Origin of the sequence: Bifidobacterium primatium (genome assembly GCF_002802875.1) — a bacterium.
In the GTDB taxonomy this organism is placed as follows: domain Bacteria; phylum Actinomycetota; class Actinomycetes; order Actinomycetales; family Bifidobacteriaceae; genus Galliscardovia; species Galliscardovia primatium.
In genome coordinates this window covers 86543-104270 of record NZ_PEBI01000005.1, presented here as the reverse complement: position 1 = coordinate 104270, position 17728 = coordinate 86543, and the positions used below count along the sequence as shown (strand labels likewise).

Sequence of the window (17728 nt, the reverse complement as noted above, 5' to 3'; positions counted from 1 at the left end):
ATGCCATGCTGAAGGGAATTCCGCCGCTGCTGTCTCCGGAACTGTTGAAGGCACTTGATGAAATGGGGCATGGCGATGAACTCGTCATCGCCGATGGCAATTTTCCGGCGGAATCAATCGGTTCCTCCGAAGGCCATACGGTCATACGATGCGACGGCCACGGTGCTTTGGAGGTGCTCGAAGCCGTGCTCGCGGTATTGCCCATCGACACCTACGACGACGAGCCCATCACGCTGATGGAGGTAGTGCCGGGCGATCCTGTGGAAACGCCGATTTGGCAGCAGTACCATGACGCCGTCCGCCGTTATGACGCGCGAGGGGAGAAGGCGTTCAAGACCCTGGAGCGATTCGCCTTCTACGAAGCCGCCAAACGGGCCCATTGCGTCATCGCCACCAGTGAATCGGCACAGTACGCCAACCTGCTTATCCGTAAGGGATGCGTACTCGGCGATGACGTCTGGACTCCGGAACGGTAGGTGACGGCATATGACGTTGCGGGTCATTGACTCCCACTTCCATATCTGGAACCCTCAGGTGCAGGACCTGCCCTGGCTGGCCGGACTGCCGAAGCTGCAGAACACGTACACCATCGGGGACCTCGAGGCCGAATACGCCAGGTTCGGCGTGAACTTCCTCGGCGGCGTATATGTGGAGGTCGACGCGGCCGACCACGAACAGGAGGACCGCCTACTGTACGAGAACAAGTCCCCGAAGATCCTCAAGCGCATGCTGCGCGTGAAGCTCAGCCCCACCATGCGCGTGCCCATCAACGCCGACGGCATCCGCGAGCCCCTGCACGTCGACTCCGAGCCCCGCGGCCGATGCCTCGAACCCTCGTTCATCGAAGGACTCAGGGCCATGGCCGCCAAGGGCATGCCGTTCGAACTGTGCAACCGCGGCGAGGAACTGCCCGACATGGCCAAGGCGTTCGCCCAGGTGCCCGAGGTCACCGTCATCATGGACCACCTCGGCAACGCGCCGGGACTCGACGAGACCACGAAGAAGGCGCTCGCCGACATGGCGGCCCTGCCGAACTCGTACATCAAGGTCTCCGGCGACAACCCCGTCGACCCCGACATCGTGAAGTACGTCCGCGACACGTTCGGGCCGAAGAAGGTGCTCTACAGCTCTAACTGGCCGGTGGTGGAACTCAACTCCACGTTCGCCACGCACTTCCAGCTCATGCTCGACACGTTCGGCGAGGACGAGGACTTCTTCATGAACAACGCCGTACGCGCCTACGGCATCACTTTAGGAAAGGACATGCAATGACCAAGAGCGCAACCGTGTTCTCCGGTGTGATCTGCCCGTCAATCACCATCACCGACGACGACGGCAACATCGACTACGAACTGTGGGGCAGGCATCTCGACCACCTCATCGAGGCGGGCATCGACGGCGTGCTCGTGTTCGGCAGCATCGGCGAGTTCTACGCCTTCCCGCTTGAAACCAAGAAGCAGGCGGTCGACTTCGTCGTCAAGCACGTGGCCGGGCGCATCAAGGTGTTCGCCGGCGTGGGCGACACGAACCTCGCCAAGGTCGTCGACTTCGCCAAGTCGGCCGAAAAGAGCGGCGTGGATGCGCTGGTGGTCGTCTCCCCGTACTACTTCGGCCCCACGCCGGGGGCGGCGAAGGCATACTTCGGCGCGGTCGCATCCGCGACCGACCTGCCGGTGATCCTCTACAACTTCCCGCCTCGCACCGGCAGCGACCTGACGCCCGGGCTCGTTGCCGGGCTCGCCGCCGAATACCCGACGATTGTGGGCATCAAGGACACGGTCGACACCATCAGCCACACGAGGAAGGTCGTCCGGGCGGTGCATGAGGTCAAGCCGAATTTCGCCGTGTTCTCGGGCTTCGACGAGTACTATCTCGTCAACCGCGTCTCCGGCGGCTCGGGCGTGATCTGTGGACTGACCAACGTGGAGCCCGAGACCTTCGCCAGGCTCAACAAGGCGTACGACGACGGCGACTACGCCACCGCCATCGCGGCCGCCGAACGCATCAGCCACCTCATGGCCATCTATGACCAGGCCGACCTGTTCATCTCCGCCATCAAGGGCGCCGTCAAGGCCAAGGGACTGCCCATCTCGACGCTCGTGCGTGAACCCGCCGTGCAGCTTACCGACGACCAGTACGGCAATATTCAGGCGATTCTTCAATAACAATCGTCATTTTTCCCATAGCGGCCCTGTGGCCGGCGCTGTATGCCGGTTGCAGGGCCGCTTGCCTATGTCTCTTCACGGGGATCCGGCTGACGGAACCGCGATATCGCGATATTAATGTCAATAAAAATTACATAAATTATTTTTCTCCAACTTCGTTGAAATTATAGGCAATGTAACACCTTGAGGGGATTGTAATTTGTGGATTATTGTGGCGTGTCGATTCATAAATGATATAAAGTAAAGATTGTTGACATAAAAACATTGATTGTCATCAATTGATGATGAATATTCGATGGAAAGGCTGACAATGGGCGGCGAGGACATATCTCAGCAGCGTTCATCGTCATTGCATGCGATTTTGGCATCTAAAAACGCAATGATGGTGACGAATTTGGGGGTGCCTCAGCGGAAAATGGGTGAATCCATGCAAAGGAGAACGTCTATGCCGTCCAAGACCCTGAAATCAAATCCTTCCGATGTCCGTGCCAGTAATATTCGGGCTGTATTTCGTTTGCTGTTTCCTTCCGGCCAGATGTCTCGCGCCGAATTGGGGCGCCAGGTGGGGCTTTCCCGCATGGCCATCAGCGAAGTGGTGGCGGAGATGGTGGGGAGCCATCTGCTGCGTGAAATGGGCATGGACCGCCGATCCGGTCGCGGCAAGCGCTCGGTGATGTTGGCCGTCGATTCGGAGGGATGGCGCATTGTGTCCATCGACCTGACGAGGCGATTTGTGATTCGAGGTGCGTTGACCGATTTGTGCGGCCGCATCGTCGATAGAACGGAAATTCCCTGTGACAGCGTCGGTGATGTCCTTCCGGAAACCGTATGCGACCTGTGCGAACGACTGCTGGCCAAAACCGACAAGCCGATACTTGGCGTGGGTGTTGCTGTGCCTGGAATCGTGGACGATGACGGCATGGTGATCAGGGCCGTCAATCTTGGTTGGACCAATGTGCCGCTCAAGGAGCGTTTGGAGGAACGATTCCATATTCCCGCCGTCGTCTGCAACGACACCAACATGGCCCTGTTGGGGGAATGCACATTCGGTCAGTGCTCGGCGAATTCCATGTTCATGAGTGTGGATGAAGGCGTTGGCGCTGCTGTATGCGTCAATGGCGAAATCGTCATGGGAAGAAGCTGCGCCGCAGGTGAAATCGGTCATGTGGTGGTAGATCCCAAGGGGCCGAAATGCGTATGCGGCAAGCGCGGCTGCTTGGAAGCCCTGCTGTCCGCGCCGCGGTTGCGCAAGCGCATCGAGGCAGAGCCGGAAACCAGGACCGCAATCTTGGCCGAGGCCGGTCAGCGGCTGGGCAGCGCGTTGTCGATGTCGGTAAGCCTGCTTGACCTCAGCGATATCTCGGTGTTCGGTCCTCCGGAAATCGTGGGCGAGGCGTTCATCGGTGCCATGCGTGAGGAACTCGAATCGGAGATTTCCGCCGATTATCGCCAGACCCCGTTGCTGCATCGGTGCCAGCAGGGGGATGACCTGATTTTGCGCGGTCAGGCAGTGGCTGTAGTGCGACTGCTAATCGACCGTATCCATAACGATGCCGTTGCCGATTCATCGGGCGGTTCCGACCAGCAGTCTGCATCGCAGCAGACCGCGCATAGTCAGAAAGGAGGTCGGCCACATCATGAGCCAACTGACGAGTGATCGGCTGATTGAACTTGATAGAGCCTTTGACGGTGGTGTGAGCCCCGTTTCCGATGATAATGATGCCGACGGTCATACCACGTTGCATATCGGCGTGGATGTGGGAGGCACGAAGATCGAGGGCGTGCTTATCGGCTTGGACGGTCATGGGATTCCGCAGGTCATCGATGACGTGCGTATTCCCGCCCGCCGTGGAGAGCGGCGGGTGATGGAGGATGTGCTTTCCGTGATCCGGATGCTGTGCGACAGGGTGTCGGAACGTAATGACGGTTCCTCCGTCTCGAGCGTCGGTATCGGAACTCCCGGACGAGTGGACAGCGCTGCGGGAGTGGTGGAGCATATCGCCAATCTTGATGTTTCCCGTCTTGAGTTTGCGAAGGAGATAGGTGCGGCGACCGGACTGGCGGTATATGTGGAGAATGACGTCAATACCGCCGCTCTCGGCGCCCACGCGGTAATGGGCGGCGACCATGAACGCAACGAAGATGTGGTCGCCTTCCTGAATCTTGGAACCGGCGTGGCCGCCGGTATTCTCCGTAATGGAGTACTGGACCATGGCAGTAGTGGTGTGGTCGGTGAAATCGGTCATATTCCGGTAGAACCGCATTGCTGGAAATGCGCATGCGGGCAGTACGGATGCCTGGAGACGGCGTGTGGTGGTGCCGCGATCATGCGTCAATGGCCTGAGGCCAACCCTCCGTTGCCGGATATCATCGCCAAGGCATACGACGAAACCAGCCCTCGTCATACGGCGGCCGTGCGCACACTCAATACCATTGTTCGTGCAATTGCGAGCGCCATAGACATTCTCGCCGTCACCGTGGATCCTCGCATCATCATTCTTGGCGGGGGAACGGTGAAAACCGGTAAACCGTTGCTGGACGAGATTCGTGCGGAGTTGCGTCGTCGCGAGTCGGGCAGCGCTTTCATCGATTCGCTGCACCTGCCGGAGCGAGTCGTTCTGGTGCCTGACGGCAAGCCCATAGGCGCAATCGGAGCCGCTTGCGCGGCAATACCGATGCACAGCTAATTGTACTTCTCAACACCACTCCAACAGAAAGAAGGAATCATGGCGGAAGTCATCATCGTGAAGAACGAGGACGAGGCCGGCGAGATCTATGCGCGGTGCGTGGCCGATCTCATCAAGGCCAAGCCGGACTGCGTGCTCGGACTGGCCACGGGTTCCAGCCCGCTGGCCGGATACCGTCATCTGGCGCAGCTCATCAAGGACGAGGGCATCGACGTGTCGGGAGTGCGTGGCTTTGCGCTCGACGAATACGCAGGTCTTGACCCGAACCATCCCGAATCGTATCGCAGCGTCATCACCCGCACCGTGGTGGAGCCGCTCGGTCTCAATCCCGATCAGGTCCATGTGCCGAACGGCAATCTCGACACCATCCGGGAGGCGGGCCATGAATACGATGAGGCCATCGCCGCCGCCGGCGGAGTCGACCTGCAGATTCTCGGCATCGGCACCGACGGCCATATCGGCTTCAACGAGCCGGGGTCCTCGCTCGCCTCGGGCACCCGCATCAAGACGCTCACCGAGCAGACCCGCATCGACAACGCCCGGTTCTTCGACGGCGACATCGACCAGGTGCCCACGCATTGCATCACGCAGGGCATCGGCACCATCATGAAGGCGCGTCATCTGGTGCTCATGGCGTTCGGCGACGGCAAGGCCGAAGCCGTGGCCGAGACCGTCGAAGGCGGCGTCTCCGCGCTCTGCCCCGCGTCGGCCCTGCAGCTGCACCCGCATGCCACGGTCATCGTGGACGAGGCCGCCGCCTCGCGCCTGCGCAACAAGGACTACTACCGCTGGGCCTACGCGCACAAGCCGGCCTGGCAGGGCATCTGAGTCGAATCCTCCGATTCGATGACGTCGATATACCGAATGCAAGGAGCGCGAAGTCGTATGGGAATGGACTGCGAAGCACAGCCGGAGCAAACACAATCGGAACGGATGCAGGCGGAACATGGGGAGTCCGAACGCGAGGAGTCGTCGCGTCGCCGTCGGGCAAACGCCATCGGCGAGGCGTTGAGTCGACCGCCGGAATCGTTCGTGATTCGCGACGCGCGTAAGATCGACGCGCGCGGCGTGCAGGACCATTGCTGGATCGCGGTGCGAAACGGCATCATCGTCGCCATCGGCACTGATGACACCGCCGCAGCTGCGACCGCCACCGCCCTCGAATCCGACGGCATCCCCGCCGACTTCTCGAATCTGCCGGTCATCGATGCCGCCGGTCGCATCATGACCCCCGGCTACATCGACATCCACGCCCATGGCGCATGGGGCACGGCCTTCGACGACGGCCCCGACGCCATCGCGCTCGCCCGCGCCGGACACATGACCCACGGCACCACGCGGCAGGTGCTCAGCCTCATCACCAACCCCATCGACACGATGTGCGCCAACCTCGAGACCGTCCGTCGGCTCATGCCGAGCCGGCCGGATATTCTCGGCGCGCATCTCGAAGGACCGTTCCTCGCGCTCGCCCGCAAGGGCGCGCACGATCCCGACTGCCTGCGTGACCCCGTTCCCGAACTGGTCGACCGTCTGCTCGACGCCGCCGACGGATGCCTGCGGCAGATCACCATCGCGCCTGAACTCGACCACGGCATCGATGCCATACGTCGGTTCGCCGCCGCCGGCGTCGTTCCCGCCGTCGGCCATTGCAGCGCCGACTACGAGACCGCCGTCCGCGCGTTCAACGCCGGCGCGACCATCATGACCCACATGTTCAACGCCATGAACGGTCTGCACCACCGCGAACCCGGCCCGATTCCCGCCGCCGTGGAAGACCCGCGCGTCACCGTCGAACTCATCAACGACGGATTCCACGTGCAGAATCCCATGGTTTCGCTGGCCTTCGGATTCGCGCCGCATCGCACGGCGTTCGTCACCGACGCCATGGCCGCCACCGACTGCCCGGACGGTCATTATCGACTCGGCGCCCTTGACGTCAACGTGGTCGACGGTCATGCACGGCTCGTCTCTAACAACGCCATCGCCGGATCGACACTCGTTTTGGAACGCGCGGTCAGCCGAGCCGTGCTCGAGCTGGGCATCTCTCCGGTCGACGCGGTCGAGGCCGCCACGCTGACCCCCGCCAAGGCGTTCGGATTCGACCGGCCCAACGACGTCACCGGCTCTCCCGTCGGCCTGCTCGCCCCCGGCTTCGCGGCCGACATACTATTGCTCGATTCCGCCACATGGCAGGTGCAGTCTGTCTGGTGCGATGGACGACGCTGCATTTGAGCGAAAATGCAGCGTGGTCCATCGGATTCGTGGTGGTTTCGATGGATTGCGCTGCAATTTCGCGAATATGCAACGCAATCCATCGGCGATTGCGTGATCGCAATTACGAATCGTTGAAATTGCAACGTTCTTGATTTTCCGATTCATGATTCGCGATGGACTGCGTCGCATTTTGCCCAAAATATGCCACAGTCCATCAAAATGCCCTGACTTTGATGGATTCCGTTACATTTCACCGATAAATCGCCGCAGTCCATCAAAAATCCGCACGATTCCGATGACCGGCAGCGCGTTCGGTCCGCGCCGACCGGAGTATTGCCTATACTGTGCGGAGGAATACGTGGCGGAGGCGGATGACATGCGGATGATTTTGCGGATTTTTCGGCGTGACCTTCTTCGTCTGCTGAGAAATCCGGTCGCCGTGGTCATCACGCTCGGCGTCGCGCTCATCCCCTCGCTATACGCGTGGTTCAACATCATCGCAAACTGGGACCCGTATTCGAACACCGGCAACATCCAGGTGGCCGTGGCGAACGATGACGCAGGCGCCAGCAGCGCGCTCGCCGGCAAGCTCAACGCCGGCGCGCAGGTCGTCGAACAGCTGAAGAACAATCATCAGCTCGGATGGCGGTTCGTCGGCGAAAGCGAGGCGCGCGACGGCGTCGCATCCGGAAAATACTATGCGGCGATCGTGATTCCGCGGGATTTCAGCAAGGACCTGCTGGGTACGGTCGACGTGAAGTCCGCCTCCTCGAAGTCTACGTCGGCAAAATCCACGTCGGCATCGAAATCCACCCGTCCGACCATCACCTACTACGTCAACGAAAAGAAGAACGCCACCGCGCCGAAGATCACCGACACGGGGGCGAACACCATCGACCGGCAGATCAACCAGACGTTCATATCCACCGTCACGTCGACGGTCGTCTCGATGATCCGTCAGGCCGGCGGCGACCTGCAATCCAAGGTCGACAAGGGCACGGCCGACATCGACAAGCAGCTCGGCCAGGGCATCGACGACGTCGCCGCCGCGCAGAACGCCATGGACTCCCTGACCGGCACGCTCGGCAAGGCCGATGCCACGCTCGACTCGGCCAACACGTCGCTGGCCTCCCTGAAACGCCAGATCTCCGCAGCGAACACCGCGTTGAAGAACGCGAACGATACGCTCGGCGAAGCCCGCAAGCAGTCGCTGCAATTCTCCAACACACTCGACGCCGCCATGCTCAAGGGCACCGGCGACCTGGGTGGCATCCAAATCTCCACGAACACGGCGGCCGGCGGGCTCGTCAGCGGATTCACCGCCACGCAGAACGACATCGACAAGGCCGTGGCCGGGCCGAATGCCGCCATAGCCAACGGCAAGACCACGGTCGCCTCCATGCGCAGGCAGATACAGGATTCCGACGTGCTCACCGAAGCGCAGAAGACCAGGCTGCTCTCCCAACTCGATGCCGTCAGCACCAAGCTCGACGACCAGCAGACGCTGCTCGACTCCATCTCATCCGGCAGCGCCACGATCACCGGCTCCGGCATCGACGCCACGAAGGGGCTGGCCTCCGCGGTCGGCACCGCCGCCACCAACGGCATCAACGGGCTCAACACCGCCCGCAATGGATTGAACACCACCATCACGCCATCGCTGCTCGCCGGCATGGACTCGTTCTCCGCCATGACCGGCACGTTCTCCGGCACGCTCGCCGGCCTGAACTCCACCGTCGGCCAGACGCAGTCGCTGGTCAAACAGTTGCAGTCCACGCTCGACGAAACGAAAAGCACGCTTGCCGACACATCGAAGTCACTCGACTCCGTGACCGAGGGGCTCATCACCACGCGCACCGACGTCAACGCGCTCACCAGCTCCGCCACGTGGCAGTCCATCGCCAGGCACTTCGATCTCGACGGCGACGAGATCGGCGATTTCATGGGCTCGCCGGTCAAGCTCGTCACGCAGACGCTCTATCCGGTGGCCAACTACGGTTCGGCCGTCACGCCGTTCTATACGAACCTTGCGCTGTGGGTGGGCGGCTTCGTGCTCATCGCCATCTACAAGCTGGAGGTCGACCGCGAGGGTCTCGGCAAGTTCCACGCCACCCAGGCCTATTTCGGCCGTTGGCTGCTGCTCGTCACCGTCGGCGTACTGCAGGCGCTCATCGTCACCGTCGGCGACCTCGTCATCGGCGTGCAATGCACGAATCCGGCCGCCTTCGTGTTCGCCGGCGTCGTCATCTCGTTCGTCTACATCAACATCATCTATGCGCTGGCCGTCTCGCTCAAACACATCGGCAAGGCCGTGGCGGTGATTCTCGTCATCGTGCAGATCCCGGGCTCGTCGGGTATGTATCCGATAGAGATGATGCCCGGCTTCTTCCAGCGGCTCAATCCGTTCCTGCCGTTCACCTACGGCATCAACGCCATGCGCGAGACCATCGGCGGCGCCTACGGCAGCGACTATTGGCATGATCTCGGCTCGCTCGTATGGTTCCTCGCCGCCGCGTTGTTCCTCGGCATCGTCGGACGCCCGTACATGCTCAACCTCAACGCCCTGTTCGACCGTCGCCTGTGGGCCACCGACCTCATGGTCGCCGAGAAGAACACCATGACCAACGACCGGTTCCGTCTCGTCGCCATCATCAAGCTCCTGATGGGCGTCAAGGAGTACCGCGAGCAGATTCGCAGCCGTGCGCACCGGTTCTTCAAGCTGTATCCGTATCTCATCCGCGCCGGCCTGATCATGATCTGCGTGCTGCCGCTCGTGTTCCTCGTGCTCATGTTCAGCGTGGAGTCGAAGATCGTGATGCTCGTGGCGTGGATCACGTCCATCATCCTCATCGACATCTATCTCATCGTGGTCGAATACATGTACGAGAGCTTCGCCCGCCAGATCGACATGAGCGTGATGGAGGGCGACGAGTTCCGCAGAACGGTCATCCGCCGACTCAACCCGCATTCGCACGCATACGCGCGGCACGGCGCGGAAGGAAAAACCGCACGAAAGGACGGTGACGACTGATGCGCAACATCTGGCACATCTTCCTGCGCGACGTGCGCAACGCCACCGGCAACGTCATCGGCATCATCGTGACGATGGGACTGGTCATCGTGCCGTCGCTGTACGCGTGGTTCAACATCGCGGCCAGCTGGGACCCGTACGGCAATACGAAGGACCTCAAGGTGGCCGTCGCCAGCGACGACGCCGGATACCGCTCCGACCTCATCCCCGTGAAGATCAACGTGGGGGAGACGGTCATTTCGACGCTGCGCGCCAACAAGCAGCTCGACTGGGTGTTCACCGACTCGTCGGCGGCCGTCGACGGCGTGCGGTCCGGCGACTACTATGCGGCGATCGTGATTCCGAAAAGCTTCAGCGCCGACATGATGACGCTGTTCTCGCCCGAGGTCAGGCACACGCAGCTCAAGTACTATCTCAACGAGAAGGCGAACGCCATCGCGCCGCATATCACCGACCAGGGCGCGACCACCATCGTCAGCCAGATCGACAGCACGTTCTCGAAGACCATCGGCGAGGTCGGCATCGACCTCATGTCGACGCTGCTCAGATATTCGAACAGCGACGAGATGAAGAACTACGTGAACACGGCCACCGGGCATATCGAATCCATGGGCCGCCAGCTCGGCGGCGCGTCGGCCCAGGTGGCGTCGTATTCGAAGCTGCTCAAGGCGTCGGAGGACATCATCGCCTCCACGAACAGCCTGATCGCATCGTCCGGCTCGTCGGTCGACGGTGCGAAAAAGGGACTGAACCAGGCCGTGCAGGGCGTCAGGTCGTTGGACGATGCGCTCGGCGGCACGGCCGACGTGCTCAACACGTCGCTGAAGCAGAGCGCCGCCGGCTACGACGCCGTCGACAAGCAGCTCGACGCGTCATTCGACGCCATCGGCAAACAATCCGACGCCGCGCAGACGCAGCTGGAGGCGCTCGCCAAACGCGTCGACACGTCCGCCGCCGGCTACGACGATCTGATCGCCGCGCTCGAGGACCTGCAGAAGAACGGCGCCGGCGATGATGCCGCCGGCAAGGCGCTGGCCGCCGTACTCGACGCCGCGAAGAACGCGCAACAGTCGCAGAAGGACCTCGCCGCAGGCCTGCGCAAGGCCAAGGCCTCGCTGGCGGCCGGCGTCGACGACGCGGCCGCGCAGCGCAGGACGCTCAAACAGCAGGTGGCGTCGGCGAAGAAGTCCATCACGACGGTGAAGGACTCGTATACCACCGATCTGAAGCCGAAACTCGACGCGTTGGCGTCGTCGATCGGCGACCTCAACACGCAGACGCGCGCCGTGGCCGACGATCTTGCCGACACGGTCGACGGATTGAAGGGCGTCTCCGGCGACGCCTCGACGTCCATCGCCTCCATCCGCACGCTGCTCGACCGTTCGTCGAAACGGCTTTCCGCCGCGTCCGACCGCTTGCAGACCCTGAGCAACCAGCTCGTGGCGTTCTACAACAACGGCGATCCCGCGAAACTCGGCAGCCTGGCCGACGTCGACGCCGACACACTCGCCACGCTGCTGTCGTCGCCGGTGAAGCTCGACCGCGTGGCTGTCTACCACATCGCGAACTACGGTTCGGCGATGGCACCGTTCTACACGATCCTGTCCATCTGGGTCGGGTCCATCATCCTCGTCGCCATGATGAAGGTGGCGATGTCGGACCGCGGCCGCAGGGAGGTGACGGCCATGCTGCCGCGCAACCTGCGCGAGCAGCGTGTGCATAAAGGCATTCCGATACTCCGTCTGCACGAGGAGTATTTCGGCCGCTACATCACGTTCGTGGTGATGGCGGCATTGCAAAGCGCGCTGGTGGCGTGCGGCGACCTCTATTATCTGGGCGTGCAGTCCATCGACCCGATGAAGTACCTGCTGGTGTGCATCGTCTCGGGACTGGTGTTCTCGAACATCACCTACACGTTGGCGCTGTCGTTCGGCGACATCGGCAAGGCCGTCGCCGTGGTGCTGCTCGTCATGCAGGTGGCCGGCTCCGGCGGCACATTCCCGATAGAGACGCTGCCGCCGTTCTTCCAGGCGCTGTATCCGTTCCTGCCGTTCCCCCACGGCATCGCCGCCATGCATGCGGCGATGGCCGGGTCGTATGGCATGGAATACTGGCGTGAGCTCGGCATGCTGGCATTGTTCATCATTCCGTCGCTGCTGCTCGGCCTCGTGCTGCGCAAGCCGGTGATCAGACTGAACGACTGGATCATCCGCAATCTCGAAAGCACCAGGCTGATGTAGACGACGGTCGACGCCACAACTGTGACCAACGGCACATATTGTGGAATGTCGCCGTGATTGCTGGCACATATAGTGGTTGTATGACTAACGACGAGAAGACGAATCTGATTGGACGCGAGTCCGACGTAGTGCCCGGCCATTTCGGAGAACCGCTTGCGGTGACGCATGCGCTATGGTCTCGCGGCGACGGCAAGGCGAATCCGGCCAAGCCGATGTTCCTCATCATGCACGGCTGGGGGTCGAACGAGCAGGAGATCGCCGACCTCATGGGATACATCGCCCCCTACAACGACTATGCGTCGCTGCGCGCGCCCATGTCGATGCCGCCGCAGTTCGCCAAATACGCGCCCGAAGGCTACACCTGGCTGCATGATTCCGTGCCCACCGGCGAAGACCTCGACTACGACGCCTACGCCGCCGCGAAGGCCGTGAACGACTGGGTGGCCGCCAACGTTCCCGACGACCGCGAGATCGTACCGCTCGGATTCTCGCAGGGCGGACTCGTGGCCGTGCATCTGCTGCGCACGAACCCGAAGCGGTATCGCGCGGTCGTATGCCTTTCCGGCTTCATGGCGCCGGGCATCGTCGCCGGCACCGCGCCCTACGACGACGCATTGGCGTCGCTTGACATCCCGGTGTTCTTCGCGTTCGGCGACAAGGACCAGGTCGTGCCGCGCAACCAGCACAACGCCCTGAGTGCATGGCTGGAGGAGAACACGTACCTCAAGCTCAAGGAGTATCCGAAGCTCGATCATGCCGTGAGCCTGACCGAGTTCGATGACACCCGCCAGTGGCTGCTCGACAACAACATCACCAGCGGCATCATGTAGGCTGAGAGAGGAGATTTGGCCCCCGCCGGCGGGGGCTGGCCGCCGAAGGCAGGCTGGGGGTGGTTGGTGTGCTGTGCAGTCAACTCCCCTCAGTCGGCTTGCAGCCGACAGCTCCCCTCAATCTTGAGGGGAACCAGAGGCGGGAGCCATGCGATGTCAGAAGAGTATCTTTTCGTCATCCTGAGCGAGGCGCTACATTACCTCATGTCATCCTGAGCGAGCGTAGCGAGTCGAAGGATCTTGTGGCGTGCGAAGATCCTTCGACTTCGCCCTTCGGGCTTCGCTCAGGATGACAGAGGAGTGTCCGCTCAGGCTGACAGAGGGGCGTTCCTACTCCTCGGCCAGCGGGGTGTGCAGGAACTCGAGGATGCGGCCGACGTACTGCCGCATGATCTCGTTGCGTTCGGTCGTCATCTCGTGACGCGAGCCCCTGAGATGCACCAGCTGTGCCGGGCATCCGCCGGCACGCACCAACGATACGAAGCGGTTCTGCGGCTGCGGCAGCACATACGAGTCGTTGTCGGCCTGGAACACCAGCAGCGGCGCCTCCACCTCGGCGCACGCGGCCGGCCGCAGCACCGACCGGTACATGCGCAGTCCCTCGCGCACCCAGCCGAACGTCGCCGCGTTCGTATGGTATTCGGGATGCTTCACTCGCAGGTCATGCACCCAGCGGGCGCGCGGCAGACTCAGTCCACGATAGAACTGCTCGTCGAAATCCTCGCTGAAATACTGCTGCGTGGGCGCGATATGCTTGCTCAGCCCCACGGCGCAGGCCAGTTCCACGATCCACGGCGAAAGCCACAGCGGCATGCCGGTCTTCGGTGCGATCATCGGCGCGGACAGCACCGCCTTGTCGATGATCGTGGGATAGCGTTCCAGCATCGCCGCCGCGATGCCGCCGCCCATCGAATGGCCATACAGGTACAGCGGCGAGCCGAGGGCATAATCCTGGCCGATGGTGGAGCAGAACTTCGCGAGGTCGTCGACGTACCGATGCCAGTCGTCGATCCAGACGAGGCTTTCGTCGGCCACATCGCGCGGCGAATAGCCGTGGCCGCGATGTTCGAGAATGCAGACGCTGAAGCCGTCGAGCAGCAGATACCACGCGAGTTCGGCGAACCGTTCCGCGAATTCGGTGAAGCCATGCGAGATCACGACGGCGCCGCGGAACGTGGCCGTCGCGCCATGCTCGCGGACGGCGTCGAATTTCGCGGCGTCGTAGCAGACGTAATGCAGCTGGCCGGTATGGTCGGCGTTCGTGACCGCAGGGCGGTCGGTGTTGCCGGCGCCGACGTTGGCGTCCTCGGCGAACCGGGCGTTGGTCGGACTGTCGTTGACGTTGGGCTTACGGAGACGAATGGTATTGGCCTTGACGTCGGCCTTGATATCCTCCTTGGCGTTGTTGATGACCTCGGCCAGCTCCCCATGCTCGCCGAAGATTGGATTGCCGGGCGTGCCGCGCTTCGGCTGCCTCGGGGTCGGGGCCGTTTGCAGTGAATCCAACGGCGCGAGGTCGGCGTCGTGCGAAGGCTCCATCCATCCTTCGCTGCGGCAGGCCGCCAATGCCGGCAGCACGGTCTCGGTCATCGTCCTGGCGTAATCGTGCTCGTCAATCAACTGCAACTCCATACGACCGAGCCTAGCGCAGGAGGCTGTCACACGTGGGAATCCGTTCGCTGGGGAGGATCAGTCGGCATCGGATGCGGTGGGCGTGACGTTGGAGTCGGCGCTGGTGGAGGAGGGGTCCGTCGCGTCGTCGGTCTCGGAATCACGGGCATCGGTCTTGGAATCATGGGCATCGGCCTTGGCGGCCTTCCTGTCGCCTTTGTCGCCGACGTAACGCAGCTCCGGCTTGGGTTCGAGTTGCGAAAGGCCGTTCCACGCCAGGTTCACGATGTATGCGGCGAGCTGCTCCTTGCTCAGCTTGCGATGCGTGGCCCAGTACTGGCCGGTGAACACCATCATGCCGACGAGCATCTGCGCATAGTACGGCACGCCCTTCGCCGGGATCTTATGGCGTTTGAACGCGGTGACGAGCAGATCCTCCACACGGATGCTCACGTCGCCGAGCAATGAATTGAACGATCCGGAGGGGTCGGTGGTCGGGCGGTCGCGCACCAGCACCTGGAAACCGTCGGTGTGCTCCTCTATATAGGTGAGGAACGCCATAGCCGCGTTCTCCACGATCTGCCGCGACCCCTGCGCTGGGCGGGAGAGCGTCTCCATCACCGATTCGGTGAGCGTCTGCATCTCACGGTCGACGACCACGGCGTACAGTCCCTCCTTGCCGCCGAAATGCTCGTACACGATGGGCTTGCTCACCTTGGCGGTGGCGGCGATCTCCTCCACGCTCACCGCTTCGAAGCCCTTGGCGGCGAACAGCGAGCGCCCCACCGCGATGAGTTGCTCGCGCCGCTGCCATGCCGTCATTCTGGAAGTACCGCTCATATGTTCCATTGTCCACGAGCGGTTGTCATTGCGGACGCGGTTTTGTGTGCCCTCTTGTAAACAAGCGGCGATGATTGGCGCGTTCCGCTGGAGGAATCGTGAAAAACTGCCACAATATACCGTATGCCGATGCTTATTGTGATTGTCCTATGGATTGCCATAGTCGTATTGATGATCGTGTTCGTCCTGCGTCAGGCACGTCGCGATTCGCATGGCAGTGATTTTCTCTACACGATGCAGCATCCCGAGGAGTCGGGGCCGCGCAAGCCACGCGTGGTGAGCACACGCATCGCCTTCACCCCATCCGGTTCGCGTTCCGACGCGGCCGGTCGCGAACCGGACGCCACCGATGAGACGCCGGTCTACGTGAACCACTCCTCCGTGTTGGAGGTCCATGGTCTGCGCGACGGTTCCGCCGTCGAAGGCGAGGAAAACGGGGCCGCGGCCGCAGCCGGTGACGGGGTCGAATCCGAGGACAGGTCCGCCAAGTAGCAACGAATGACGGGTTGCCGGCGCCTGCCTGAACGGAACCGAACGCCCGCAACCTGGGTTTTCGCCGTGATTATCCTCTCCGACACATAGGGTTGGGGGTATGGATAGCATGACGTTATTGATTATCGGCATTGTTGCCGTGGTGGCGATTATCGCGATCGTCGCCGTTGTGGCCAATCGCAAAAAGCAGAGCGGCGCCGCCGTGCCGCCGCCGGAGACCGAGTCTCAGCAGGTGGATAAAGGTCCGGACCTGTTCGCCACGGTCGTTGAACCGGCCCTGAAGAAAGCAGAGGCTGAGGAGGCTGGGAAGAAGGCCGAAGAAGCCGAGAAGGCCGAGACCGAGGAACAGCTGGCCGAAACCGGGAAACCGGCCGGGGCCAAAGCGGAGGAACCGGAATCCGAGCCCGCCGCCGAACCGGAGTCGGAGGAAGAGCCCGCCGCCGAGCCCGAACCTGCGGAAGCCGAGGAGAAGCCCGCTCCCGCACCCAAGGCCGAGGTCGTCAAGCCCGAGCCCGCCGCCAGCCGCCTGACCCGACTCAAGTCCCGTCTCGCCAACAGCGCCAACCCGTTCGGCAAGGCCCTGTTCGCCATCCTCACCAAGGACAACCTCTCCGAGGCCGACTGGGAGGACGTCGAGGACACGCTGCTGCTCGCCGACGTCGGCGCCGACGCGAGCGAACAGCTCGTCGAGGAGCTTCGCAAGGACGCCCGCGTCAACGACGAGAAGACCCCCGCGGCCGTGCGTGGCATGCTGCGCGACCGCCTGCTCGACCTCGTCGGCCGCGACATGGACCGCTCGCTCAACGCCAGCCGCCCGCGTCCGGCCGACGCCGGCCCGTCGGTCATCATGATGGTCGGCGTCAACGGCACCGGCAAGACCACCACCGCCGGCAAGCTCGCCCGACTGTTCGTCGCCGAGGACAAGAAGGTCGTCATGGGTGCGGCCGACACCTTCCGTGCCGCCGCCGCCGACCAGCTCGAAACCTGGGGCCGCCGCGTGAACGTGCCCGTCGTGCGCAGCGAGAAGGACGGCGCCGACCCCGCGTCCGTGGCCTTCGAGGCCGCCAAGGCCGCCAAGGAGCAGAACGCCGACGTGCTCATCATCGACACCGCCGGCCGACTGCAGAACAAGGCGAACCTCATGGACGAGCTCGGCAAGATCCGCCGCGTCACCGAAAAGACGCTGCCGGTCGAGGAGGTGCTGCTCGTGCTCGACGCCACCACCGGCCAGAACGGCATGGCGCAGGCCAAGGTGTTCGCCGAGGCCATCGGCATCACCGGCATCGTGCTCACCAAGCTCGACGGCTCCGCCAAGGGCGGCATCGTCATCAGCGTGCAGAAGGAACTCGGCGTGCCCGTCAAGCTCATCGGCCTCGGCGAAGGTCCCGACGACCTCGCCCCGTTCGATCCCGAAGGCTTCGTCGACGGCATCCTCGGCTGAGCAAACGCCTGATTTCGCATTATGGACATCATTCCGATGCCATAATGCGAACCCATATCCATCATCGGCCCCGCATGCGGCGTCATCGCCGCGGCGGGGCCGAATATTATCTCCCTGCATACGAATTCCAACGTTTTCGGCCGTCCGACGGCCATGAAAACGCGACTTGGGCAATGT

At 62.5% G+C, this 17728-nt stretch carries 14 protein-coding genes; 12 read left to right on the top strand and 2 right to left on the bottom strand.

The genetic code is table 11. The annotated features are described in order from the left end of the window. The first annotated feature begins 5 nt into the window (after positions 1-5). The 10 genes from CS006_RS09905 (at position 6) to CS006_RS09860 (ending at position 13167) form a co-directional block, all read left to right on the top strand. Positions 6-476: an RbsD/FucU family protein gene (locus CS006_RS09905; protein ID WP_100511671.1), complete on the top strand. Its 471-nt coding sequence runs from the start codon at positions 6-8 to the stop codon at positions 474-476. A 10-nt stretch (positions 477-486) separates the two neighbouring features. Further along, entirely contained in the window at positions 487-1272 is a 786-nt protein-coding gene (locus CS006_RS09900) for an amidohydrolase family protein (RefSeq protein WP_100511670.1), read from the top strand. Next, on the top strand, positions 1269-2165 hold the full coding sequence (locus CS006_RS09895; protein ID WP_100511669.1) for a dihydrodipicolinate synthase family protein: 897 nt from the start codon (positions 1269-1271) through the stop codon (positions 2163-2165). The genes CS006_RS09900 and CS006_RS09895 overlap by 4 nt, the downstream gene beginning before the upstream one ends. A 445-nt stretch (positions 2166-2610) precedes the next feature. After that, positions 2611-3822 (top strand): ROK family protein, encoded by a 1212-nt coding sequence (locus CS006_RS09890; protein ID WP_100511745.1) that lies wholly within the window; start codon positions 2611-2613, stop codon positions 3820-3822. Then, on the top strand, positions 3803-4852 hold the full coding sequence (locus CS006_RS09885) for an ROK family protein (RefSeq protein ID WP_100511668.1): 1050 nt from the start codon (positions 3803-3805) through the stop codon (positions 4850-4852). Before CS006_RS09890 ends, CS006_RS09885 begins: the two co-directional genes overlap by 20 nt. Before the next feature lie 39 nt (positions 4853-4891). Next, positions 4892-5680 (top strand): glucosamine-6-phosphate deaminase, encoded by a 789-nt coding sequence (gene nagB, locus CS006_RS09880; protein ID WP_100511667.1) that lies wholly within the window; start codon positions 4892-4894, stop codon positions 5678-5680. Between the two features lie 105 nt (positions 5681-5785). Next, the gene (locus tag CS006_RS09875; protein WP_100511666.1) at positions 5786-7084 is read left to right on the top strand and encodes an N-acetylglucosamine-6-phosphate deacetylase; all 1299 of its coding nucleotides are present in this window, start codon (positions 5786-5788) and stop codon (positions 7082-7084) included. 358 nt (positions 7085-7442) lie between these two features. Next, entirely contained in the window at positions 7443-10097 is a 2655-nt protein-coding gene (locus CS006_RS09870) for a YhgE/Pip domain-containing protein (RefSeq protein WP_479855849.1), read from the top strand. Continuing rightward, the gene (locus CS006_RS09865; protein WP_100511664.1) at positions 10097-12337 is read left to right on the top strand and encodes a YhgE/Pip domain-containing protein; all 2241 of its coding nucleotides are present in this window, start codon (positions 10097-10099) and stop codon (positions 12335-12337) included. The genes CS006_RS09870 and CS006_RS09865 overlap by 1 nt, the downstream gene beginning before the upstream one ends. 80 nt (positions 12338-12417) lie before the next feature. Beyond that, complete coding sequence (locus CS006_RS09860) at positions 12418-13167, top strand: alpha/beta hydrolase (RefSeq protein WP_100511663.1); 750 nt, start codon at positions 12418-12420, stop codon at positions 13165-13167. Positions 13168-13497: 330 nt separating this feature from the next. Here the strand turns inward: CS006_RS09860 and CS006_RS09855 are convergent, their stop codons facing one another. Continuing rightward, complete coding sequence (locus CS006_RS09855) at positions 13498-14787, bottom strand: alpha/beta fold hydrolase (protein WP_165777344.1); 1290 nt, start codon at positions 14785-14787, stop codon at positions 13498-13500. Positions 14788-14856: 69 nt separating this feature from the next. Continuing rightward, positions 14857-15618, bottom strand: coding sequence for a TetR/AcrR family transcriptional regulator (locus tag CS006_RS09850; protein WP_100511661.1), 762 nt, complete (start codon positions 15616-15618; stop codon positions 14857-14859). 123 nt (positions 15619-15741) lie between these two features. On the opposite strand from CS006_RS09850, the gene CS006_RS09845 reads away from it, so the two are divergent. Together CS006_RS09845 and ftsY are read left to right on the top strand one after the other, a co-directional pair. Next, on the top strand, positions 15742-16110 hold the full coding sequence (locus CS006_RS09845; protein ID WP_165777343.1) for a hypothetical protein: 369 nt from the start codon (positions 15742-15744) through the stop codon (positions 16108-16110). Positions 16111-16210: 100 nt separating this feature from the next. After that, entirely contained in the window at positions 16211-17551 is a 1341-nt protein-coding gene (gene ftsY / locus CS006_RS09840) for a signal recognition particle-docking protein FtsY (RefSeq protein ID WP_165777342.1), read from the top strand. Positions 17552-17728: the final 177 nt, after the last annotated feature.

Bases quoted from the DNA above. Each gene is read 5' to 3' on its own strand.
- CS006_RS09905 (WP_100511671.1), top strand. From the start codon at position 6: ATGCTGAAGGGAATTCCGCCGCTGCTGTCTCCGGAACTGTTGAAGGCA.
- CS006_RS09900 (WP_100511670.1), top strand. From the start codon at position 487: ATGACGTTGCGGGTCATTGACTCCCACTTCCATATCTGGAACCCTCAG.
- CS006_RS09895 (WP_100511669.1), top strand. From the start codon at position 1,269: ATGACCAAGAGCGCAACCGTGTTCTCCGGTGTGATCTGCCCGTCAATC.
- CS006_RS09890 (WP_100511745.1), top strand. From the start codon at position 2,611: ATGCCGTCCAAGACCCTGAAATCAAATCCTTCCGATGTCCGTGCCAGT.
- CS006_RS09885 (WP_100511668.1), top strand. From the start codon at position 3,803: ATGAGCCAACTGACGAGTGATCGGCTGATTGAACTTGATAGAGCCTTT.
- nagB (WP_100511667.1), top strand. From the start codon at position 4,892: ATGGCGGAAGTCATCATCGTGAAGAACGAGGACGAGGCCGGCGAGATC.
- CS006_RS09875 (WP_100511666.1), top strand. From the start codon at position 5,786: ATGCAGGCGGAACATGGGGAGTCCGAACGCGAGGAGTCGTCGCGTCGC.
- CS006_RS09870 (WP_479855849.1), top strand. From the start codon at position 7,443: ATGCGGATGATTTTGCGGATTTTTCGGCGTGACCTTCTTCGTCTGCTG.
- CS006_RS09865 (WP_100511664.1), top strand. From the start codon at position 10,097: ATGCGCAACATCTGGCACATCTTCCTGCGCGACGTGCGCAACGCCACC.
- CS006_RS09860 (WP_100511663.1), top strand. From the start codon at position 12,418: ATGACTAACGACGAGAAGACGAATCTGATTGGACGCGAGTCCGACGTA.
- CS006_RS09850 (WP_100511661.1), bottom strand. From the start codon at position 15,618: ATGAGCGGTACTTCCAGAATGACGGCATGGCAGCGGCGCGAGCAACTC.
- CS006_RS09845 (WP_165777343.1), top strand. From the start codon at position 15,742: ATGCCGATGCTTATTGTGATTGTCCTATGGATTGCCATAGTCGTATTG.
- ftsY (WP_165777342.1), top strand. From the start codon at position 16,211: ATGGATAGCATGACGTTATTGATTATCGGCATTGTTGCCGTGGTGGCG.